The organism is Virgibacillus dakarensis, from assembly GCF_900155625.1.
GTDB lineage: Bacteria > Bacillota > Bacilli > Bacillales > Amphibacillaceae > Lentibacillus_C > Lentibacillus_C populi.
The window spans coordinates 439,369-462,355 of the sequence record NZ_LT732554.1 but is presented as its reverse complement, the minus strand read 5'-3'; the positions used below and the strand labels follow the sequence as shown (position 1 = coordinate 462,355).

Sequence of the window (22,987 nt, the reverse complement as noted above, 5' to 3'; positions counted from 1 at the left end):
TGACTTTGCAAGCAATGCCTTTGGATGTTGCAGATGATTTTGATATGATATACGACGTTAATGTTTTTTATCACTATCATTAAACGTGGAAAAACGTTTGGAAAATACACATTAGACTCAGGAGTGAATAGACATGCTACAACATTTTTCCAATGGTTATGTCGCAAAAACCCTTTTTCAAAGCAGCTTGCCAAAGGTGCAAGATGATGACCAGGCTGCAATGCAATTTAAAGAAGGCTTTAAATTATCCAGAAGGGCAATGAAGTTTGCAGGCTTTCTTGAATTGATCGGTTCCATATTTTTATTTATATCAATAATATCCAAATCAGGGAAAAAATTTGCGAGAATTGGTGCGCTGATGATCAATATTGTTCTTGGCGGTGCCATTTTTAAACACCTTGAAGCCGGACATGGCGTGAATGGCTCAAAAAAGGCATTAAAATTGTTCGGTTTAAATACGCTTAATTTTATCCCGCCTAAACGGGCAGTAAGACCCCCACTTCAAGTTTTCGAGAATAGACGAGAAAAGTAAGTGGGGGATCAACTGCCCGTAAAGGTCCGATTCTGTTAAACTAACAATCAGTGGGGATGAAAAAAACCCCCCACTGATTGAAGTTTCACTTTATTTGGTTCTACAATGCCATCTAAAATAAATAATTCTTCAATAAAAGGGCGTTTTAGAGGAACAAGTTCAAAAAGTGCCTTTGCTATTGTGTAAAGAAAACAGAAAATTAACGATACATAATTTATGAATCATGATGTAGGAGGTTTAACTAGATGGAGGTAAGTATTTTAAAAAAATGCGATTTCGAGGACATGAAAAAACTATTTTTAGATGTATTTTGGATCTATGTCAAGAAATTGGACACTAGAAATGGTGAATTTTTTAAATTCCTACCGCGCTCCGCTTGCTTCCCTCTCTGTTAAAAGAAGGGGAAAGAACGCCCCTTCTTTTAACAGAGAGGCTAGTACGTTTTTCTATAAAGCTATCTTACCTTAGATACATTTTTTCATACGCCATTGGTGCCATATATCCAATGGTCGAGTGAATTCGCTTGAAATTATAAAACGTCATGATGTAAGAGAAGATATTACGCTTTGCTTCTTCTCTGGTTTGATAATTCTCATGAAAGATTAATTCCTTCTTGAGCACACTATGAAACGACTCGATACATGCATTATCATAACAGTTGCCTTTCCGGCTCATACTGATATGATGTTTTCTTAAAAGCGCTGATACTCCTTCGCTGCATATTGGCTGCCTCTATCTGAATGATGAATCAACCCTTCTTGCGGCGTTTGCTGGCTGATGGCTCTTTTTAATGCAGTGAGTGTTAATTCTTTGGTCATTCGATGACTCATTGCCCAACCAATAATTCGCCTGGAAAACAAATCCATGACGGTCGCTAGGTAGAGCCATCCTTCTTTGGTCCAAATGTACGTGATATCGCTCACCCATACTTGTCCTGGCTTATCTACCCGAAAATTTTGGTTTAATAGATTTGGATAGACAGGGTGCGAATGCTTCGAGTTCGTTGTCGCCTTATATTTCTTCACCGTTTTGAACGTAAGCCATTTTCCCTCATGATACGAGACACCGTTTTTTGAGAAACAGGTATCCCTTCACCACGTAAAACCTGGGTGATTTTAGGGCTTCCATACCTTCTCTTCGATTCAATAAATACACGTTTGATTTGGGACGTCAGTTTTTGTTTGCGTTTGGCTCGATCGCTGACAGGACGATCTCTCCACTCATAATAACCACTCTTGGAAACACCTAGTACTTGGCACATCTTCTCTACACGAAATTCGTGGTGGTGTTCTTGGATAAATGCATAGATTATCTCTGGTTTTTTGCGAAGATGCCCATAGCCTTTTTTAAAATAGCTACCTCCTCTTCCAAATCACGAATTCGTTTATCTTTTTCATACCCAGCTTGATCTTTGGGACTGCGATTACCGCTTCCTACAAAGCTATCCTCTTCGTTTTCCTTATACTTAGCTATCCATTTTTGTAGCGTCTGTGGGACTAAGTCTAACTCTCTTGCCACTTCGGCTGCTTTCCTGCCATCTTCCACTACCAACTTAACTGCATATATTTTAAATTCTTTATCATATCGTTTGGCCATCTTAGACACTCCTAGAGATTATTATATTTAGTATAAAAATCCCCGTTTGTTATGTCCAATTATTAGACTAATATCATCGGTGTTATTAGGTACGCGAATTATGGCTAATTATTGATGGGTTGGAGCTTCACTTTCAGGAACTTTATACTGCAATCGGACACGTTTGTTGAAGGATCGTAGTCATAAAACAATCAACTTTTTTATAAAAAATGTATACTAATTCACAAGGGAGCAATCCATTTTGAACAATCTTTTTTTCAAAATTGATTGTTTTTATTTGCCATAGAATATGGGTTCTGAGGTCTCTTTTGATCAAACTTTATTTCAAAACTACAATCGAAAAAACAAATATTTTTAACCGTTGTATGGTAAATTTTTAATCATGTTTGGTGATTTTAGCTATATATTGATCAGAAGACTATTTGGCGAATTACTTGGTGTTGACAGGAATAGGGAATTTGTACTAAAATAAAAATTGATTGGATGATCAATTTAAATATTGGACAATCAACATGAACGAGAGGAAGAACCTGATGGAAAACAAACAATCTTTTATTGCTGAAGCACGAAGAGAACAGATTATTCAAGCTTGTATTGATACACTTGACGAAGTTGGTTATACAAATGTCAGTTTAACTAAAGTCGCTAAAAAGGCAAAAGTAAGTACAGGATTAATTTCGTATCATTTTTCTGGAAAAATGGATTTAATCAATCAAACCTTACTGTATTTACTTAACAAAAAGTTGGATTTTATTAGTGGAAAGGTTGTTCGAGAAGAAACGCCTATTTTACAATTAAAAGCATATATTGAAGCTAGTTTGACTTACCAAGTAGCTAATTATAAAAATAATATTGCATTAATTGAAATTGTTTTTAATGCTAAAAACGAAGAAGGAGTGCCTTACTATAAAGCTGATGATGACGAAGAAGATCTGTTAAATGCATTGCTCAAAGAGATTTTGTTAGAGGGACAAGAGAGTCAAGAGTTTTCTAATGAATTTGACGTAGAAATGATTTGTGTCCTGATTCAAGGTGCAATTGAAGAAAGTATGCTTAAAAATAAGAATTCCTTTAGTCTTGAGAAGTATAGGGATGATTTAACTAGAGTAATAACAAAAATAGTTATGTAACACCAAAAGGTCTACTTCACTTTAATTAGAATAGTTGATGGTTGAATAAGGCTATATATTTTAAATGCGTATTTGTTGTTTGATAATTATTATTTTCATCGAAGTATTCTAACTTACTTTGTATTGAATATTTTGTCAGAATTTCAAGATACTCCATAAATCTTAATTCAACTATCTTAAAATATAAAATCCCGGAGGTGACAATCCCAATGAAAAATACATCCACAATTGGTATGGGTTTCTTGGAAAAATTGATTGCAGTATTATTTCCTATTGTTTTAGGAACGATAGGCTGGTTTCTTCCAAAGTTGTTGGATTTCGTAAAAAGAATATCTTTCTTTTCCGATTCAAAAGTCATTCAACTTTTGGATTCATTCAACCCTTTTTGGGTGTCTATTATCTTGATGTTCGTAGGTGTAGTTATAGGTGTTCTTTTATCACTAACAGTCTATAGTGAAGCACTAAAAATGAGTATAAGCGATCAAGAAATATTGATCAATAAAGATGAAAAGGAAAAGACAATTAGAAAATCCGAGATAAAAGAAATCTTTATGGAAGATAATGAGATCGTAATTACGGGTAATAAAGGTCAAGAGCTTTTGAGTGAAAAGACGGACATTAAGAAGGAAAAAATACGAGAAATCTTCCTGCAACATCATTACCCCTGGAGTGAACAGGATCCATATGTAGATGAATTCGTTCTTTGGACCCTGGAAGATAATACATTTGGAGAGAAAATTAATGCTATCTTATATAAACGTAGAAATGCAATTAGGGAAGGAGATAAGAAAAAGGCAAAAAATTTAAAAGTGGATTTAAATGAGCTGGGGGTAGTTGTGAAAGATCAGAGTGATAATCAATATGTACGAAAGATTTAACTAAACAAGGTTATTATTATGAAGTACTACATTTAAAGTAACGCTATAGTTTAACAAGCGCAAAAGGCAGTAACATTATGGTTAGATTCCACAAAACGCGATTGCGGAAGATCAACGGTAGAAAATGATCAAACTTTTTTACAAAGAATCTTCTGTAGCAAATATTTTAAGAGTCTGTTTTGATCAATCCTTTTTACAAAAACAGGCTCTTCCTTTGTAGCCAAATCAGGTTTTAATGGCACTTTTTGATTAAACTTTATTCTAAATCAACAAGTTTTGTGGCTTTAGAATAAAGTCGCACCGTTTGTAAAAAAGCTGGACCATTTATAAAAAAGTTAAACCGTTTTGAAAAGAGTTGCACCGTTTTGCTACTTTGGATATGCTTTATTAAATGATTTCCTATGGCAAAAGTAATATATAAGGTTATACTGCAAACCGGGACAGATTGTTGAAGAAAAACCGTTCTGTTTATGTTAGAAACTAAATGGAATACCAATCATAAAATACATTAAAAAGTGAGGACATATAATGGTTGCAAAGACTAAAAAGGATTTTGATGGATTAAAAGTAATTGGTGAAATCTGTGGGGCGATTCGAGATGAATTAGTCCATAGTACGAAACCTGGGATTACCACAAAAGAACTCGATGAAATTGCGGGAGAGATGTTTGAAAAAGCAGGGGCTCAATCTGCCCCAAAAGGAGAATATGATTTTCCCGGATATACGTGCATTAGCATAAATAAAGAAGTAGCGCACGGGATTCCGAAGAGGAAACGGATCATTCAAGAAGGGGATTTAGTAAATATTGATGTTTCAGGTTCAAAAAACGGGTATTTCGCAGATACTGGAATTTCCTTTGTAGTAGGGAATGGGGAGAGAATTTTACAGCAAATATGCGACGTTGCTAAAGAAGCATTTGACGCTGGACTTAAGAAGGCAAAGCCAGGTTCAAAAAAAAGCGCGCTCGGAAAAGCTGCACACAATGTTGCGAAAAAGCATGGCTTAACAGTTATAAAAAATCTTACTGGACACGGTGTTGGGCGTTCGATTCATGAAGCACCAAAACATATTTTCAATTACTTCGCCCGCTGGGATGACGAGATTTTAAAAGATGGTATGGTAATTGCTTTTGAGCCTATGATCTCTACATTTGAAGAGGAAGTTTTCCAATCTGAAGATGGATGGACCTTCCTAACCGATGAAAGCTTTGTGGCTCAATACGAACATACGGTTATTCTTACCAAGGAAGGACCGATTATTACTACATTGTAAGAGCACCCGCACTAACACCACAATATGGCGCACCTGTGGAACAACATGGGTAGAAAAATGATCAAACTTTATTCCAAACTAATATGTTGTTTCTTTTTATATTTTGCATACTAATTACTATCCTGTTTTATGCCATATGACTGTTTAAACAACTCCATGTTGCGTATAATCGAAAATAATGGGACATAAAACATAAATAATTTTCAATATAGAAGGAAGGTAAAACAGCATGGCAATAAAGGAAAGCGTTACAAAGGATAAGATAATATCTACTTCATGGAAGTTACTTCAACAAGAGGGGTTGGAGTTATTTTCTATGAGGAAGTTATCAAAAAAACTCGATTTAACGGTTTCATCCATTTACTGGCACTTTAATAGCAAGGAAGCCATATTTCAAGAATTAATTAATCAAGTAAGTGGAGAAATTGAAATTTCATTAACTAAAAATACATGGCAAGAACAATTATTGGAATATGGATATGCAATTTCCGAAGCCCTTCGTAGCAGACCCTTTTCTGCCCAACTTCTTATTTAATACAATTACGTTGCCAAGCCGGAATGTGACAATTCAATAAACGGGCCACATGATTGTGGAATATTGTAGGAACTTTTCGGAAGGATATTTAGTTTACAATTATAATCGTGTCCTCCAACTAAATGAAGCTGAATAATTAAATAAGTATTTTTTAATAAAATACTCCAAATATAGAATTTTAAGGGTGTTCAAAATGAAAGTCAATATAAATTTAAAGGATATATTAAGACAAATAACTTCAAATCCATTAATTATTATGATGTGTGGTGTAGCAGGTTCAGGGAAGACGACATTCGCACAACGCTTGGAAAAAGAAGGGTTTGTACGTCTTTCAATTGATGAAGAGATTTGGAAGGTTAATGGACGTTATGGAATAGACTATCCTGTTGAGAAATATGGCGATTATCAAGTTGAAGCTGAAACAAGGCTTCGTAATCAATTGATACGTCTAATTCAGGATAAACGAAAGGTTGTTATTGATTTTAGTTTTTGGCAAAAAGCCAAACGAGATAGATACAAACAGCTAATTGAAGAAGCTGGTGGTGAGTGGAAACTTATTTATTTGAAAGTTAGCCCTGAAATTATTCGCAAACGGTTAGATGTACGGAGTAAAAGATTTGATGCAAATGCAGCTTTTCCAATCACCGAAGATACTTTAACATCTTATCTAAACGGATTCGAAGTACCTTCATGCGAAGGGGAAGTAGTTATAGAGTCAATATAAAAAATAATCTTTAATAGGACAAACGGGTGTATCTTAAAGATAAGGAATACAATAACCTTCAACAATCGGGCTTTGTTTTCTTTTACCTACCCTATTCGCAATTTTCAATCGCATTTTCAGTTTGTTGTCCTTTATATTCACTGGCTGAAATATCAATTGTAATAACAACAGATTTCAAAATAAAAGCCTTAATGTTGACAGTTAGTAAAACGCGTCACCTTTACATCGATTATGAAGATGACTTCAAAAAACACCATTGTTCCATTTGGATCGGCAAATGCCGAAAATTTATTTAAATTGTTGGAGGAATTATTAAGTATGTTAACAAGAGAAGATATTTTTAAGCACGTCAAAGAAAACTTCGGTACATCGCCTGATTACCCATTTCGAAAATTTCCAAACTATGCCGCTTTAAGACATGAATCTAACGAAAAATGGTATGGTCTTGTAATGAATATTCTCCCAGAAAAATTAGGATTAGATGGAAATGACGAAATAGATATTCTGAATTTAAAATGTCCCCCCGAAATAAGTGACAGTTTAAGAAATGGAAAGAGTATTTTACCTGGATATCATATGGATAAGGAAAATTGGATATCACTTGTTTTAGAACGTATAGATTCAGAAAAAGAAGTTTATAACTTAATTGAGCAAAGCTTTAATTTAACCAAGTAAATCGTGAAATTATCTTCCGCAAAAGGAGCGCTTTTCTTTAAAAGAAAGGCGTCTTTTTCTAATCAATCATATTATGGAGCAACACATTTAACGGATTGGAGATATATTAAGGTGCAGAAGATACTGTTAAGGATTCTACTTAACTATAGGGTGCAAGAGTTGAAAATGAAATCAAACCGCAGAAAATTATAATGAGTAGTAGCGTTAACTAACAAAAAGAGGTGTTTTCTTGAAATTAGATGAGTTTACAATTGGATAAGTTTTCAAAACTAAATCATACAAATTAACAAAAGAGAATATTATGAGGTTTGCAGGTGAATTTGACCCCCAATACATGCACTTAGATGAGGCAAAAGCAAATCAGGGAAGAAGAAAAGAAGGAATCCCAAGGGAGATCTTGAATACAGTATATAATCGTACTGAGGAGGTTTTTGGATTGACTGTTCTTAATGGAAAACAAGTTTATAAGCTATGGGTAAAGGCTTGGAATGGAGATGTTTCCATTCTTAATGAGGTGACGTCACCTAACTGCACAGTTCATCAAGCAAGGCTTGATAAGAAGGATTCAGAAGCACGAAAAGGAGTAGAAGCATTAAAGGAAATGATAACGAATGGGCGTGCGATCTTTAATGACGTAAAGATGTCAATTGAAGTAGGCCCTATCGAAGAAAACGCTTATGTTTCCGCACGTTGGAAATTGACTGGAACATATAACGGGGAAATGCCGGGTGCCAAGGCAAATGCTGGAGAAGTTATCTCTTTTCATGGTATGGATATCTTCTCTCTGGAAGAGGGTAAAATCAAGGATTATTGGGTTTCTTGTGATGATGTACACTTCCTGCAACAGCTTGGCATGCTTTAGATAAATTCTGATCAAACTTAAGGTACCCAATATGTAATTTCATTGTTCCTTTAACGGGCGCAAATCTGGAATAAAGCTGTGCCCGCAAATGCTTTAAAAAAGGCCATTTAATGGCAAAATAAAGTCGCGAAGTTTGTAAAAAAAGATGCGATGTTTATAAAGTTGTTGCGATGTTTTACCTCTTTGGATGTAATTTGTCTAAAGGGGTTTCTTATGGTAAAAGTAATATAAGGTTATACCGCAAACGGTCCAGATTGTGTAAAAGAAGGATTTATAAAGGTTAGATGGAATTACTATTATATCGTACATTTTTTAAATGGAGGAATGACATTGAGTAAATTCGGGTTGTATAACAAGTTTACTGCTGTTGAAGGGAAACGCGATGCTTTGGCAGAAATGCTGTTGGAGGCTTCAAAGTCGATGGAGGAATTAAATGACTGTGAGTTGTATGTTGTTAGTTTAGATGATGACGGTTCTGACTCAATTTATGTTTATGAGGTATGGAGTGACGAGAATGCTCATCAAGCTTCTTTGTCAATGGAAGGAGCGCAGACATTAATTCAAAAAGCCAAACCGATAATTGCAGGGGTGGAGAAAATTAATACATCATTACCCGTAGGTGGAAAAGGCATTTCGACTACTTCGCAAGATTAGAGTAGAAACACTGGATGTTAGGGAAAAGAGATGAAGAAAATAAACTTCACTGACAGGGGTTGTCAGGAAAACTCCTATATAATCTAAGTATACCTCGGCGCAAATGTCAGCCTGATTTGCTTACGGCTTGTGAGAAAATGCGTGGAGAGACACGTGAAATGTGGTCCTCCGTTACGGATGAAAGACTTGCCGAGGTGAAGGAAGATCCGTTTTTTGGCGCCGGGCAGCAAAGCCACATTGAACGGCTTCAATAAGCGCTCGAAAATGAAATCCACCACCGTGGGCAGGGTTATATTATTTCGGATGCTGGGTATTGAACCACCAGCGTTTTATATCAGGTAATGTTCCCGAGATTTAATTATAGGATGATCAATCATAAAATGGTATATAGATAACCTTTGTTACGCTAACGGGCGCTTTAATGGGGTAACGAAAAAAGCCCAATTTCTTAATATTAATACTAAGAAATTGGGCTTTTCAATATCGGAATTTCTTAACGTTGTAAATCCGTATTTTCCTGACGCTACATTAAATGATTGGATATCATTTAGTGGGAGCCATTTGTCTTGTAAAATGGGGTTTTTCTTCTTTTTAATTTATAACAATTATTGTCGTGTAAATACATTGATAAAAATGAGAAACTGTGGTAAATTTATATAGATGCACTAATGATATATTTTCGTATAAATTCCCCTATCTCAATTATACATCTAAAACCCTTTTTAGTCAACCCCTATTTTTATTTTTTAAAAGGAGTGTTTGATATGAACATGGAACTTCGCCAGGAGCAAGAACGAGTGGACAGCGTAATTGGCTGATCAGATGAACAATTTTGTCATATGATTCGTCTTGGTATTAAGCGATAAATGGGAGGGAAAGAAATGAAACCGTATGTACTAGAGTTTCGGGAGATTGATAAAACGCAACTTTTACTCGTCGGAGGAAAAGGGTTGAATTTAGGGGAACTATCGAAGATTCATGGAATACAAGTGCCAGAAGGATTTTGTGTTACGACAGAAGCCTATCAAAAAGCCCTCGAACAAAACGAAGCCTTCAACAAATTGTTGGATCAACTAACACTGCTAAAAGTAGAGGATCGAGATCAAATTGGTGAAATCAGCAGGAAGATTCGGAAAACCATTATGGAAGTAGAGATTCCTTCCGATGTTTTGAAAGCTGTTGCTCACTATCTCTCCCGGTTTGGCGATGAACATGCTTATGCAGTGCGTTCCAGTGCAACTGCTGAAGATTTAGCCCATGCCTCTTTTGCCGGTCAGCAAGACACCTATTTAAATATCATCGGAAAAGAAGCGATCTTGCAGCACATCAGCAAATGTTGGGCTTCCCTATTTACGGATCGTGCCGTGATTTACCGTATGCAAAACGGATTTGACCACAGCCAAGTGTATTTATCCGTAATCGTCCAACAGATGGTGTTCCCACAGGCTTCAGGAATTTTATTTACCGCTGATCCAATTACTTCTAACCGAAAGCTGCTATCAATCGATGCCAGCTTTGGACTTGGGGAAGCACTGGTCTCGGGCTTGGTATCTGCCGATTGTTATAAAGTACAGGAAGGGGAAATCGTTGATAAGAGGATAGCAAAAAAAAAGTTGGCTATCTATGGACGAAAAGAAGGCGGAACAGAGACACAACAGATCGATCCGGATCAGCAAAAGACTCAAACACTTACTGAACAACAAATTTTACAACTAGCACGCATCGGAAGACAGATCGAGGCTTATTTCGGCCAGCCGCAAGATATCGAATGGTGTTTGACCCATGATACATTTTACATTGTGCAGAGCCGGCCCATCACGACGCTATACCCGATCCCAGAAGTGAATGATCAAGAAAGTCACGTCTATATATCTGTTGGCCACCAACAAATGATGACTGATCCCATCAAACCGCTCGGATTGTCTTTTTACCTATTAATGACTCCAGCGCCGATGCGTAAAGCTGGCGGAAGGTTGTTTGTTGATGTCACACATCAATTGGCTTCGCCTAATAGCAGAGAAATGTTTTTAAATGGCATGGGACAACACGATCCACTTATAAAAGACGCACTCATGACCATAGTAGAGCGAGAAGGTTTTATAAAATCGGTACAAGATGATACAAAAGCAGCGAGTCCCAGTAGTAGCAATCCAGATCCGCTGGCACAATTCGATAACGATCCGACAATCGTCTTGGATTTGATCAAGCGCAGTCAAGCGTTGATCGAACAGTTGAAACAAAACATTCAAACGAAGTCTGGATCGGCGTTATTCGATTTTATTCGGGAAGATATCCAGCAATTAATGAAGTTCTTGACTGACCCGCAAGGTTTGAGCGCCATTATGGCCGTTATAAATGCTTCAAGATGGATCAATGAAAACATGAACGAGTGGTTAGGCGAAAAGAATGCGGCGGATACGCTTTCTCAATCTGTGCCGAACAACGTTACGTCGGAAATGGGTCTGGAGCTAATGGATGTCGCAGATGTGATTCGTCCCTATCCGGAGGTGATTGATTATTTGCAATATGTAAAAGCGGATAACTTTTTGGATGAACTCCATAAGTTTGACGGCGGACAGGAAACTCGAGACGCGATCTATGCTTTTCTCCAAAAATACGGAATGCGGTGCACTGGAGAAATCGATATAACAAGAACGCGGTGGAGCGAAAAACCGAGTACGCTTGTCCCCATGATCCTGAGCAACATTAGAAACTTTGAGCCTCATGCCGGCAGCTTGAAGTTCGAACATGGGAAGCGTGTTGCTATGGACAAAGAACAAGAGCTTTTGGAACGATTGAAGCGTCTTCCGGACGGTGAGACAAAAGCCAAAGAAACCAAACGAATGATCGACATCGTTCTGAATTTCAGCGGTTACCGGGAATATCCCAAATACGCTTGGATGAATCACTACTTCGTTTATAAGCAGGCTTTGCTGAAAGAAGCCGAACGACTTGTACAAGCGGATGTGATTCATGAAAAAGAAGATATATACTATCTCAGTTTTGAAGAACTTCACGAAGTCGTACGCACAAATAAACTGGATTACCAGATCATCAGCAAACGGAAAGAAGCGTACAAATTATATGAAAAACTAACTCCCCCACGTGTTATCACGTCTGATGGTGAAATCATAGCAGGTGAATACAAACGAGAAAATCTCCCGGCCGGAGCAATTGCAGGTCTCGCGGTTTCTTCCGGTGTTATAGAGGGCAGAGCACGTGTCATCTTAAACATGGATGAAGCTGATCTGGAAGATGGAGATATATTAGTCACCGCCTTTACGGACCCTAGCTGGACACCATTGTTTGTATCTATAAAAGGTCTCATCACCGAAGTTGGTGGACTGATGACCCATGGAGCAGTTATCGCGCGTGAATATGGTTTGCCAGCAGTTGTCGGGGTGGAAAATGCTACCAAACTGATAAAAGATGGGCAACGAATTCGTGTGCATGGAACAGAAGGGTATATCGAAATATTGTAACCGCTGAATACTTTACATTAAGAAAGATGTTATATTGAAATTCTTATCTTTTGTTATAGAATAATCATTTTTATGTTTTAAGGTTTTTTGTTCAACTAACTGGCAATTGTTGAGTAACTCCAGTGGAAAATGATCAAACTTTTTTATGAAAAACAAATAGTGTCTATTAAAAAAGAATCCATTTTGATCAATCTTTGAACTGCTCCCCATCAGGTAGACAGATTAAAAAATAAAAATCTGTTTATCTAAGGGGAGTATTTTTTTATGGGTCGAATTAAATATTCAAAGACAGAAAAATTATCCATTTTACACCTTTATGAAGAATGGTCATCATTTAATAGCTGACATTACCGCTAAATTTTCTGTTGATCCCGGGACTATTAGAGATTGGAAAAGAAAATATGAAGTTCATGGAGAAGATAGTTTAGAAGAAGCAACTTCTTGGAAGCCGTATTCGAAAGAGTTAAAGTTAACAGCCGTCGTACCAGCACTTGTATTTTCTCATCCATCCCTTTTGGGGTTGGTGGGAAAACCAAAAAGCATGATAGGGCAGCTACAGTAGATGGGAATTATTGGATAAGCTTATTGCTGCCTTCGTTCATCGCATCTCTTGGTAATGCACTTGCTTATTTACCGGCTACGACGGCGTCTGTGGCAGAAGTAGAATCAGAAAAATCAGGACTTGCATCCGGTTTATATAATGTAAATTTCCAAATTGGTTCAGCGATCGGTCTTGCCATTATGGTCGCTGTTGCTGCATCGACAACGGACTCCAGTACTGCAGGAAACTCAGTTGTCGCACTGAACGAGAGCTTTCAACAAGCATTCTTCTGGGCTGGAATTTTAGCCTTTGTAGGAGCGGTATTGGCGATTATATTTGTCCGCTCACCAAAACAAGGAAAATCGAATCATTCCCAGTAAACGCAATTTCCATTTGCTTTGTATAGTATATGAGAATTCGGTTGGATTTTAAGAATGTACGGTGAAAGAAATGAAAAAGTCCCAGGCTTTATTGCCAGGGCTGGATCTTGGTATAGGTTATTGTTGAAGTGACAAATTAAGACTGTACTATAAATGTAGAATAAAAAATTTCCAAGACACTTTACAAAATATGAGGTTTTTTATTGACAAATATACCATGTGGGGGTATAGTATAGATATAACAGAAAAGGAAGTGATTCATTTGGATAAATTCTTACATGATCACCCAGTTAAACCAAGAACTAAAGATGAAAAGCAAAAAATCATTAACCGTTTAAAACGAATCGAAGGCCAAGTTCGTGGAATACAGAAAATGGTGGAAGATGATCGATATTGTGTAGATATTTTAGTACAAATTAGCGCAGTCCAATCCGCATTAAAAAATGTAGGTTTTTCTGTCACGGAACGACATATTAACCATTGTGTCAGTGATGCGATCAGACAAGGTGAAGGTAAAGAAACGATTGAGGAGTTAATGAGTGTATTGAAGCAGTTTTCTAAGTAAGGAGGGAGCTATTATGAGTGAAACGAATCATGCAACACTTGGAATAACAGGAATGACCTGTGCTGCATGTTCCAGTCGTATTGAAAAAACTTTAAATAAAATGGACGGTGTGGAAGCACAAGTTAATTTAACGACAGAAAAGGCAACCGTAGACTATGATTCAGAAAAAACTTCCATAGAAGATATTACGAAGAAAATTGAAAATGTCGGCTATGGAGTTTTAATGGAAAAGGCAGAATTAGATGTTTTGGGAATGACCTGTGCTGCATGTTCGAACCGTATTGAAAAAGTATTGAATAAGCAAGAAGGAGTAAAGCACGCAACTGTAAACTTAACAACAGAAACTGCATCTATTGAATATAACCCTGGACTCACAGATCTTAAAGCATTGATTGGAAAAATCAAAAATGTGGGTTATGATGCGATACCTAAAGCGGAAGCAGCGGAAAAGCAAACACATAAAGAAAAAGAACTACAACACAAGAAGATGAAGTTAATTATTTCGGCTGTGTTAGCTGCACCGCTATTAATAACCATGGTGGTTCATTTATTTAATATGAATCTACCGGATATATTCATGAATCCGTGGTTCCAATTTGCTTTGGCAACGCCTGTGCAATTTATCATCGGATGGCAATTTTATGTTGGTGCATATAAGAACCTGAAGAGTGGTGGAGCGAACATGGATGTACTTGTTGCATTAGGTACAAGTGCTGCTTATTTCTATAGTTTATATGAAGCACTTAAGACCATTGGAAATCCAAATTATATGCCTCATTTGTATTTTGAAACAAGTGCTGTATTAATCACGTTGATTTTATTTGGTAAGTATTTAGAGGCGAGAGCAAAAAGCCAGACAACGAATGCACTATCCTCTTTGCTTAATTTACAGGCAAAAGAAGCTCGCATTATAAGAAATGGCGAGGAAATCATGATTCCGATTGAGGAAGTTGTTGTTGGTGATCGATTAGTTGTAAAACCAGGGGGGAAAATACCTGTAGACGGTAGGCTTGTGAAGGGAAGAACATCTGTCGATGAATCGATGATTACAGGTGAATCCATTCCAATTGAAAAGGAAGTAGACTCATGTCTTATCGGCTCGACGATAAACAAAAATGGCTCGATTGAAATGGAAGCAACAAAGGTAGGTAAAGATACTGCCCTTGCATCGATTGTCAAAGTTGTGGAAGAAGCACAAGGATCGAAAGCACCAATTCAACGTTTAGCCGATGTTATTTCCGGCTATTTCGTACCGATCGTTGTTGGTATTGCAATTCTAACATTTATTGTCTGGATTTCATTTGTCCAACCTGGTCAATTTGAACCTGCCCTAGTTGCAGCAATTGCTGTCCTTGTTATTGCATGTCCATGTGCGTTAGGGCTTGCAACACCAACATCAATTATGGTTGGTACAGGAAAGGCTGCAGAGAACGGAATTCTTTTTAAAGGTGGAGAACACCTGGAAAGAACGCATCAGTTAGATGCAATTGTTCTTGATAAAACAGGAACCATCACAAAAGGGAAACCGGAAGTAACGGATTTTTCTGGTGATGAAGAAACATTACAATTGTTAGCTAGTGCAGAAAAAGGATCGGAACATCCACTTGCAGGAGCTATTGTGGCATACGCAACAGAGAAAGCTATTGATTTTGGGGAAGTGGATGAATTTGATGCTATACCTGGTCATGGTATTGAAGCTAAGATTTCTGGAAAACAAGTTCTTGTTGGAAATCGAAAATTAATGAATGATCATCAAATTGATATTGGGACTAACGAAGAGAAATTAGTTGAATTTGAAAACAATGGCAAAACAGCGATGTTGATTGCCATTGATGGAAAATATAGTGGAATTGTTGCGGTTGCAGATACCATTAAAGAAACAGCACCACAAGCAATTAAAGAGTTACAAGAACAAGGCTTGGAAGTAATCATGTTAACAGGGGATAACGAAAGAACAGCTCAAGCTATTGCAAAACAAGTAGGAATCGACTATGTGATTGCTCAAGTGTTACCTGAAGAAAAAGCGGATAAAGTCAAAGAAATTCAGGTCAAGGGTAAAAAGGTAGCGATGGTTGGCGATGGTGTGAACGACGCACCTGCATTGGTTACTGCAGATATTGGAATTGCCATTGGAACTGGTACAGAAGTGGCAATTGAAGCTGCTGACCTTACGATTCTCGGTGGAGAGCTATTACTCATACCGAAAGCAATCAAAATTAGCCATGCCACGATTAAAAATATCCGTCAAAACCTCTTCTGGGCTTTCGGCTACAATACAGCAGGAATCCCGGTTGCAGCAATCGGATTGCTTGCACCATGGGTTGCTGGCGCAGCAATGGCATTAAGTTCGGTAAGTGTTGTTTCCAACTCCCTTCGCTTAAAGAGAGTTAAGATATAATTTTTTCTGCAACTTTAAAGGAGGTGAAAAGGTAATGGAGAAAACGTTAAATGTACAAGGCATGTCATGCGGTCATTGCAAAATGTCAGTTGAAGGTGCATTAAAAAAATTAGATGGTGTATCAGCAGCTGAAGTTAATTTAGAAGAGGGTATTGTAGATGTTACTTTTGATGAAACAAAAGTAAATGTTGATGCCATGAAAGAAGCTATTGAAGAACAAGGCTATGATGTTAATGCCTAAATATAAGAATAAAAAGCTGGTTTTCTGTTGCGAAAATCAGCTTTTCATTTTGAAAGAATTAAGCAAGATGGGAAAAAAGTAGTCATGATAGATGATGCGCCTAGCTATTGGAGCAGTCATTATGTCGCTAAGTACCATCATTTGTGCTATTAATGCTCAATTATGGAAGATTGATTACTATTTAAAATTTACTCAGGTGGAGGCAAGGGATAATGAAAATTAAAAAATTACTGATTGGATTAGTTCCTCTAATGATAGCTCTTGTTTTAACGGCTTGTGCAGGAAATGATGAAACAGCACCCAAAGATAATACAGATAAAGAGAATGAGTCAAATGAAAACATGGATATGAATGAAAAAGAGTCTGATTCCATGGAAGAAGGAATGGATCATTCAGGGATGAATCATTCAAGTTCAGGTGAGGTTCCGGAGGATTTAACAGTTGCAGAAAACCCAACTTATCCAGTTGGAAGTCAAGCAGTTATGCATGCGAATCACATGAAAGGAATGGATGGTGCCACAGCAACCGTTACAGGTGCATTTGAGACAACTGTTTATGCCGTTTCCTATACCCCAACGACTGGTGGAGAGCCTGTAGAAGATCATAAATGGGTTATTCATGAAGAAATTGAAGATCCCGGAGAAGAGCCATTTCAAGCAGGAGATGAAGTAGTATTAAATACGGATCATATGGAAGGAATGGATGGCGCTACAGCCACGATTGATTCAACAGAACAAACTACCATTTATATGGTGAGCTACACGGATACGGAGACTGGTGAGGAAGTGAAAAATCATAAATGGGTGACGGAAACAGAACTTTCACCGGTGGAATAAATTAATAGGAAAACTTTATCCGTTATTTCACAATAATCCCCTAACTTTATGACTTTATGAAGTGGGGGATTTTTGTGGTTCGATATAAATAAACATTCCCCCACAAATGGGTGCTTTTTCGGAGCAACAATCAAATTTTATTTTAAACCAACACCAAATAATTGAATAAAGCTTTTTGAGCTGATGGGGTGAACTTAGGTTGTTGAAGAAATAGATTGTATGATATGGTTTCCTTATCACATAACCATACAATTGTTTTGATTGACAAGTAAGTGTTTTTTATGTAAAGCTACAAAATTCTTTTGAATATTCCTTTGAAGGAATATTCCTTATGTGGTATACTATAAATACAAATTCGAATTTGAGTATTTTCCAAATTTACAGGCTGTAGTTGAGTGAAAAATTTGAAAAGGAGGGATTTGTAATGGCAAAAAGCAATGCATTGGAAAACATCACTTCAAACGTAGGAGAGCGGGAATTTACGTTGGTGCGTGTCTTTGATGCGTCACGTAAACTTGTATTTAAGGCATTCACTGAACCCGAGCATATCTCTCGCTGGTGGGCGCCGGATCCATTTACGATTCCAGTTTGCAACATTGACCTTCGTCCAGGTGGAATCTGGCACTATTGTATGGAATCGCCCGAAGGTGACAGAAATTGGGCCAGAGCGGTTTACCGTGAAATTGTTGGGCCGGAGAAGATTGTTTATACCGGCGGCTTCTCGGATGAGGGCGCCAACCCGGTTGAAGGCATCCCAGAGCATCAGGTAACAGTCACCTTTGCCGAACAGGAAGGAAAGACGAAACTTACTGTTCGTATTCAGTTAGAGTCGGCTAAAGAACTTGAGTCAACACTGAAAATGGGCATGAAGGAAGGACTCACCGAGTGTATCAACGACAAATTGGCGAAGGTTTTGGAAGAACTTCAGATCGCGTGAAAGAGGTTCATTATAAAGGTCAAGAGCAAGATAAAAATGAAATGGTGAAAGGATATTGAAATCGCAAAACTTACGACTTATATATGTCCAATGATGCAAACATCATAATAATTAAGGGGCGTGAATGGTATTTAAATCATTAAGAAAGAAGGAGAATCTCATGAATAAGGTCATTTCGAAAGACGGTACTTCTATCGCGTACGATAAAACAGGCAATGGCCCGGTATTGATTTTGGTAGATGGGGCACTTTGTTACCGGGCATCAGGTCCAAATGGCCCGCTGGCGGAACAGTTAAAAGAGGATTTCACCGTATATACTTACGATCGCCGTGGTCGTGGGGACAGTGATGAAAAGAAACCATATGCCGTCGAGCGAGAGGTTGAAGATATTGATGCTCTTATTCAGGAAGCCGGGGGATCAGCCTACGTGTTTGGCAGCTCCTCTGGTGCAGCGCTTGCTCTTGAAGCGGCCCGGTGCCTCCCAGCCATTAAGAAATTGGCTTTGTATGAGGCACCGTTCGTTGTTGACGACAGCCGGGCTGGGGTACCGGAAGATTATTTGGACCAACTTACCGAACATGTGGCATCGGATCGCCGGGGTAAAGCAATTAAACTCTTCATGGGAAAAGGAGTAGGTGTTCCTGCCATATTTATCACGATGATGCCGTTCATGCCCGCCTGGAAAAAAATGAAGGCCATTGCGCACACACTGCCTTACGACACAATTCTTACCGTTGACCATCAGAAAGGGAAGTCGTTATCGGGAGAAGAATGGTCTTCTATAACGATTCCTACGCTCGTTGGGGTCGGCGGGAAAAGTCCGGCGTGGATGAATAACGCTATGCAGGAACTTGCGAACGTGCTTCCAAATACGAAACACCGAACGTTGGAAGGCCAGACACACATTGTCAAACCGGACGCACTGGCGCCGGTGTTGACCGAGTTTTTTATGGAATAAAATATTGTTCAAATTTATAAAAAATAGGAGATGGATATGATGGATAGCGTATCTTTAAAAAAAGATGTGAGAATCAAAACAGCTTAGTAACCACAACAAGGATCAGAAAATTACTTGAATTCGGCGTGATTGCCCGTTCTCTGTACATTTTAGTCGGTTTTCTTCCGTTGATGTGAGCATGTTTTGTGTTTGCCCGCCGATTTTTCTCTCTTTGGACAGGCTGGGCCGTCTATTCCATCATCACTGGTGTGCTCTTCTTTGCAGGTTTTGCCGGGATCGCCTCAGGTACCGACTATGAATGGATCAACATCGCTTTTTCCATCGCGGTTGTGCTCCTCGCATGGGCTGGATATCAATAATGGCCGTACAGTTAAAGTTTGAGCTTTTCAAATAAAAAATATCAATTAAAAAACAGGAGGTAGATTTTAGATGAAGTTTCGTGCCGTCATTCAGCTTAACGGTAAGACCGCAACAGGCATACAGGTTCCGGAGGAAATCATGGAGAGCCTGAATTCAGGGAAAAAACCGAGGGTGAAAGTGATGATTAAAGATTATACCTACCGTAGTACCGTGGGAACCATGGAAGGGAAGTTCATGATTCCCGTTAGTGCAGAGCATCGTAAAGGCGCTGATGTGGAAGCCGGGGATGAGGTAGATGTCGACATTGTACTTGATACCGAGCCTCGTGCGGTGACCGTACCGCCCGATTTCGCCGAAGCGCTTGACCGGGAACCCGGGGCGAAGAAGTTTTTCGATGGGCTGTCTTACAGTAACAAGCGACGGTTTGTACTAACGATTGAAGGTGCCAAGAAAGCGGAAACCCGGCAACGACGTATCGACAAATCAGTTACCTTGTTAAAAGAGGGACGAATCCAGTAAACTCATTGTAGGGGAATACGTACATGTGTTTAGCAACGGTTGTTCAGCAGATACTATGGATAGGTGCTATGAACTTATGTACGGTATAATATACAAGGGAGTGTTTCCAATGAGAAGGGCAATTCATATCATCCAGGGGCAGACAGCAATGGAAATTCAAATGGTTGGAATGTAGAGGAAACAGTGGATACGACGAAATGGAGTGCACTTGCCGAACCCAATCGGTTACACATCGTTGAACTTTTACGTGAAGGCCCTCTCACCGTAGGAGAGATCGCCGATCGACTTCAGCTTCGCCAGCCCCAAGCGTCAAAACATCTTCGCGTGCTAAGCGAGGCGGGAATTGTTGGGGTTCAGGCGGTTGCCAATCGACGAATCTATAAGCTTCGGCCGGAGCCATTTAAAGAATTGGATTCCTGGCTGGAGTCTTTCCGACAAATCTGGGAGGAAAGACTCGATCGCCTGGACGATTATTTGCACGGGTTAAAGGAAAAGAACCAAGGTGACAAGGAATAAGTGGGGCGCTTTTCTGGAATGAGGAAGCGCCCATTTTTCATTGACGATAGGTATGATTGTTTTTAGGATATTCTGAAATAAACCTTTTCAAGGGGTTGTGCAAAAATACCCTACTTGATAAAAAAGCTGTTTACTTTGACAAAGTGTTCTTTACTATAAGTAGGTTGAAGATCTTCCCTAAGATTATTTAATAGTTATGATAAAATTAATGGAGATTGTGAAGGAATGTAATTAAACTAAAGCAGCAGGTTAGTTTAAGAAGATAATAGTTAATATACCTTTTATGTTCAAGCTCCAGGGGTTTACTGTTGAAATTATATCAGAGTAAAATTATTAAAAAAAGAGCAGCACAGGTAGAAAATGATCAAATTATTTTTATAAGATTCTCTAGCTAGAACAAAATATTTTAAGAGCCTGTTTTAATTAATCTTTTTTTAAAAAGCAGGCTCTGTTCTTATCTAAATTCGCGCACGATTCGATTTTACAGATCCATCTATAATAACTTAAGACAGCGATAAGCAAAAATGGGTTAACCAGTAATGAATACCATATACTCCACCAGCTATGGTGAAAATAACCCCATGGTTCAGGTAACAATGCGGCGGCTTCATATAATGTGATAGCTATTGTCCAACAAAGTATATAAAGCATTTGTTTGTAAAAGGTTTTCTTAAATGGATACCAATTTAAAAAAATGATATTTACAGGAGGAATCAATATAGTAAAAGCAGGAAGCACCCACCAATTAATTTCTTTACTAAAGTACCAATAGCCATGGTATTTAAAGTCAATAAATGTCTCTGTAACCGCCTGGAGAGCGATTGTAAACGTCCATATATGTACAAATTGATTTTTGGTTAGTCGCTTATTGGTTGTAAAACATACCAAATTAAAAAGAATTATTGCGGTAATAAACCCTATCATTGCAAAAAGCTCCCTTTTTTACAATAGATTTTTCATCCACACTTCTAATTATTACCTTATTTTCACTCAAAAAAATACTATGTTGAAGTTATTATTAATTATTCGTTGTGGAAGGGGCTAAAATAATGGTTAAAAACAAATGGTTAGAACAGCTTCCTATGGCTCCTGATAGGAATGAGTGAGCTAAGAAAAATAATGAGCGAGGCTTTATCCCTATTTCCAAGGGATAATATAACAGCTAAAACAAAATTATTTAAGACTCGGCGAAGTCCATCATGTTAACCATTCCGTATTCAAAAGAGGAAATGACTAACATTGTTGTAAAAACACTCCGCCAAAATGAGCTGAAAGATGGCTATATTCGCATCGTAGTCTCACGTGGTGCAGGTGATTTAGGATTAAATCCCTATACATGCGAGAACCCGACAGTAATGGTCATTGCAGAACCGTTACGCATTTATCCGAAAGAGTTATATGAGACTGGGCTTGAGATCATTACAGTTGCTACAAGACGTAATCGTTCGGATGCATTAAGCCCGATGGTGAAATCTCTAAACTATTTAAATAATGTATTGGTAAAAATAGAAGCCACATTAGCAGGAGTATCGGAAGCTTTAATGTTAAATGATCAAGGGTATGTGGCAGAGGGATCTGCTGATAATATATTCATAGTGAAAGATAATAAACTGAAAACACCACCTGGCTATGTAGGAGCGCTTGTCGGAATTACTAGAAATGCGATAATGGAGTTAGCAGAAACAAAAGGGTATGAAATGACAGAAGGTATTTTTACTAGACATGAAGTTTATACGGCAGATGAAGTGTTTTTAACAGGGACCGCTGCAGAAGTCATTCCTGTAACAAAGATTGATGGACGTATTATTGGTGAGGGAAGACCGGGACCAGTCACAAAGGATTTATCAGAAGGTTTCAGCAAATTAACCGTTACGGATGGAGTTAAAATTTATGACGAACCGTTAAAGGTCGGTTAATTCCACTTGTGATGAGTGTTCAAAGGACCTTTGCCTATTTGTTAAATTTCGTCTAAGGATCTGACATAAAAGGAGATGTAAGCAATGAGAAGTGATAACCGCGCCCGCATCGAAGTCTATTATATGCAACAGGTCTTAAAACAAAAGATTTAGAAAAACCTTTTATCGGTGTTTGTAATTCATATATTGATATTATTCCAGACATAAGCATTTGAATCACTTTGCAGAAGTGGTAAAAGAAGCGATTTAAGAAGCCGGTGGAGTTCCATTTGAATTTAATACCATCGGGGTTAATGATGGGATTGCTATGGGACATATTGGGATGCGTTATTCCCTACCAAGTCGAGAGATTATTACGGATGCTGCAGAAACAGTTATTAATGCTCATTGGTTTGATGGAGTTTTCTATATTCCCAATTGCGATATAACATCCATTTCTCATATTTCCTTGCATAAAATATCAAAGTCGGTTATTATGTA

The 22,987-nt window shown here is 38.1% G+C and carries 21 protein-coding genes and 5 pseudogenes; 24 read left to right on the top strand and 2 right to left on the bottom strand.

Features of this window, described 5'->3' with window-relative positions; genetic code table 11:
* Positions 1–133: 133 nt before the first annotated feature.
* Entirely contained in the window at positions 134–532 is a 399-nt protein-coding gene (locus tag CZ382_RS11800; protein ID WP_088051427.1) for a DoxX family protein, read from the top strand.
* Positions 533–991: 459 nt separating this feature from the next.
* Here CZ382_RS11800 and CZ382_RS11795 read toward each other — a convergent pair.
* Positions 992–2,128, bottom strand: a pseudogene (locus CZ382_RS11795) (IS3 family transposase).
* 533 nt (positions 2,129–2,661) lie between these two features.
* Here CZ382_RS11795 and CZ382_RS11790 point away from each other — a divergent pair.
* From CZ382_RS11790 to CZ382_RS11700, 21 genes and pseudogenes are all read left to right on the top strand, one after another.
* Positions 2,662–3,258 (top strand): TetR/AcrR family transcriptional regulator, encoded by a 597-nt coding sequence (locus CZ382_RS11790; RefSeq protein ID WP_088051426.1) that lies wholly within the window; start codon positions 2,662–2,664, stop codon positions 3,256–3,258.
* Between the two features lie 209 nt (positions 3,259–3,467).
* Positions 3,468–4,136 carry a YqeB family protein gene (locus CZ382_RS11785; RefSeq protein ID WP_088051425.1) on the top strand — a complete coding sequence of 223 codons (669 nt, stop codon included), beginning with the start codon at positions 3,468–3,470 and terminating at the stop codon, positions 4,134–4,136.
* Positions 4,137–4,664: 528 nt separating this feature from the next.
* Positions 4,665–5,408 (top strand): type I methionyl aminopeptidase, encoded by a 744-nt coding sequence (map, locus tag CZ382_RS11780; RefSeq protein ID WP_088051424.1) that lies wholly within the window; start codon positions 4,665–4,667, stop codon positions 5,406–5,408.
* Between the two features lie 229 nt (positions 5,409–5,637).
* Positions 5,638–5,943 carry a TetR/AcrR family transcriptional regulator gene (locus CZ382_RS11775; RefSeq protein ID WP_200809524.1) on the top strand — a complete coding sequence of 102 codons (306 nt, stop codon included), beginning with the start codon at positions 5,638–5,640 and terminating at the stop codon, positions 5,941–5,943.
* A gap of 193 nt (positions 5,944–6,136) precedes the next feature.
* Complete coding sequence (locus CZ382_RS11770; RefSeq protein ID WP_088051423.1) at positions 6,137–6,667, top strand: AAA family ATPase; 531 nt, start codon at positions 6,137–6,139, stop codon at positions 6,665–6,667.
* Between the two features lie 318 nt (positions 6,668–6,985).
* The gene (locus tag CZ382_RS11765; RefSeq protein ID WP_088053456.1) at positions 6,986–7,342 is read left to right on the top strand and encodes an MmcQ/YjbR family DNA-binding protein; all 357 of its coding nucleotides are present in this window, start codon (positions 6,986–6,988) and stop codon (positions 7,340–7,342) included.
* Between the two features lie 229 nt (positions 7,343–7,571).
* Positions 7,572–7,712: pseudogene (locus CZ382_RS24220) on the top strand (MaoC/PaaZ C-terminal domain-containing protein); the annotation flags it as partial.
* Between the two features lie 27 nt (positions 7,713–7,739).
* On the top strand, positions 7,740–8,204 hold the full coding sequence (locus CZ382_RS11760; protein ID WP_268811343.1) for an ester cyclase: 465 nt from the start codon (positions 7,740–7,742) through the stop codon (positions 8,202–8,204).
* Positions 8,205–8,534: 330 nt separating this feature from the next.
* A complete protein-coding gene (locus CZ382_RS11755; protein WP_088051422.1) occupies positions 8,535–8,858 on the top strand; it encodes a putative quinol monooxygenase in 324 nt (107 codons plus the stop codon).
* Positions 8,859–9,739: 881 nt separating this feature from the next.
* On the top strand, positions 9,740–12,340 hold the full coding sequence (gene ppsA / locus CZ382_RS11750) for a phosphoenolpyruvate synthase (protein ID WP_088051421.1): 2,601 nt from the start codon (positions 9,740–9,742) through the stop codon (positions 12,338–12,340).
* 316 nt (positions 12,341–12,656) lie between these two features.
* Positions 12,657–12,716 (top strand): annotated as a pseudogene (locus CZ382_RS24215) (helix-turn-helix domain-containing protein); the annotation flags it as partial.
* Positions 12,717–12,781: 65 nt separating this feature from the next.
* Positions 12,782–13,261, top strand: a complete 480-nt coding sequence (locus tag CZ382_RS11740; protein WP_088051420.1) for an MFS transporter — start codon at positions 12,782–12,784, stop codon at positions 13,259–13,261.
* 262 nt (positions 13,262–13,523) lie between these two features.
* Complete coding sequence (locus CZ382_RS11735) at positions 13,524–13,826, top strand: metal-sensing transcriptional repressor (protein ID WP_088051419.1); 303 nt, start codon at positions 13,524–13,526, stop codon at positions 13,824–13,826.
* 13 nt (positions 13,827–13,839) lie between these two features.
* Positions 13,840–16,224 carry a heavy metal translocating P-type ATPase gene (locus tag CZ382_RS11730; RefSeq protein WP_088051418.1) on the top strand — a complete coding sequence of 795 codons (2,385 nt, stop codon included), beginning with the start codon at positions 13,840–13,842 and terminating at the stop codon, positions 16,222–16,224.
* A 34-nt stretch (positions 16,225–16,258) separates the two neighbouring features.
* On the top strand, positions 16,259–16,465 hold the full coding sequence (gene copZ / locus CZ382_RS11725; RefSeq protein WP_088051417.1) for a copper chaperone CopZ: 207 nt from the start codon (positions 16,259–16,261) through the stop codon (positions 16,463–16,465).
* A gap of 212 nt (positions 16,466–16,677) precedes the next feature.
* Positions 16,678–17,301 (top strand): YdhK family protein, encoded by a 624-nt coding sequence (locus CZ382_RS11720; RefSeq protein ID WP_088051416.1) that lies wholly within the window; start codon positions 16,678–16,680, stop codon positions 17,299–17,301.
* A gap of 424 nt (positions 17,302–17,725) precedes the next feature.
* Complete coding sequence (locus tag CZ382_RS11715) at positions 17,726–18,238, top strand: SRPBCC family protein (protein ID WP_088051415.1); 513 nt, start codon at positions 17,726–17,728, stop codon at positions 18,236–18,238.
* Between the two features lie 160 nt (positions 18,239–18,398).
* Positions 18,399–19,196 carry an alpha/beta fold hydrolase gene (locus CZ382_RS11710; RefSeq protein ID WP_088051414.1) on the top strand — a complete coding sequence of 266 codons (798 nt, stop codon included), beginning with the start codon at positions 18,399–18,401 and terminating at the stop codon, positions 19,194–19,196.
* 185 nt (positions 19,197–19,381) lie between these two features.
* A complete protein-coding gene (locus CZ382_RS23745) occupies positions 19,382–19,555 on the top strand; it encodes a hypothetical protein (protein WP_159457797.1) in 174 nt (57 codons plus the stop codon).
* Positions 19,556–19,625: 70 nt separating this feature from the next.
* Complete coding sequence (locus CZ382_RS11705) at positions 19,626–20,075, top strand: YdeI/OmpD-associated family protein (protein ID WP_088051413.1); 450 nt, start codon at positions 19,626–19,628, stop codon at positions 20,073–20,075.
* 183 nt (positions 20,076–20,258) lie between these two features.
* Positions 20,259–20,591, top strand: coding sequence for an ArsR/SmtB family transcription factor (locus tag CZ382_RS11700; protein ID WP_088051412.1), 333 nt, complete (start codon positions 20,259–20,261; stop codon positions 20,589–20,591).
* Between the two features lie 423 nt (positions 20,592–21,014).
* Here CZ382_RS11700 and CZ382_RS11695 read toward each other — a convergent pair whose 3' ends face one another.
* Positions 21,015–21,515, bottom strand: coding sequence for a hypothetical protein (locus CZ382_RS11695; protein ID WP_088051411.1), 501 nt, complete (start codon positions 21,513–21,515; stop codon positions 21,015–21,017).
* A 257-nt stretch (positions 21,516–21,772) separates the two neighbouring features.
* On the opposite strand from CZ382_RS11695, the pseudogene ilvE reads away from it, so the two are divergent.
* Both ilvE and CZ382_RS11685 read left to right on the top strand, forming a co-directional pair.
* Positions 21,773–22,507, top strand: a pseudogene (gene ilvE, locus CZ382_RS11690) (branched-chain-amino-acid transaminase); the annotation flags it as partial.
* A 164-nt stretch (positions 22,508–22,671) separates the two neighbouring features.
* Positions 22,672–22,931: pseudogene (locus CZ382_RS11685) on the top strand (dihydroxy-acid dehydratase domain-containing protein); the annotation flags it as partial.
* Positions 22,932–22,987: the final 56 nt, after the last annotated feature.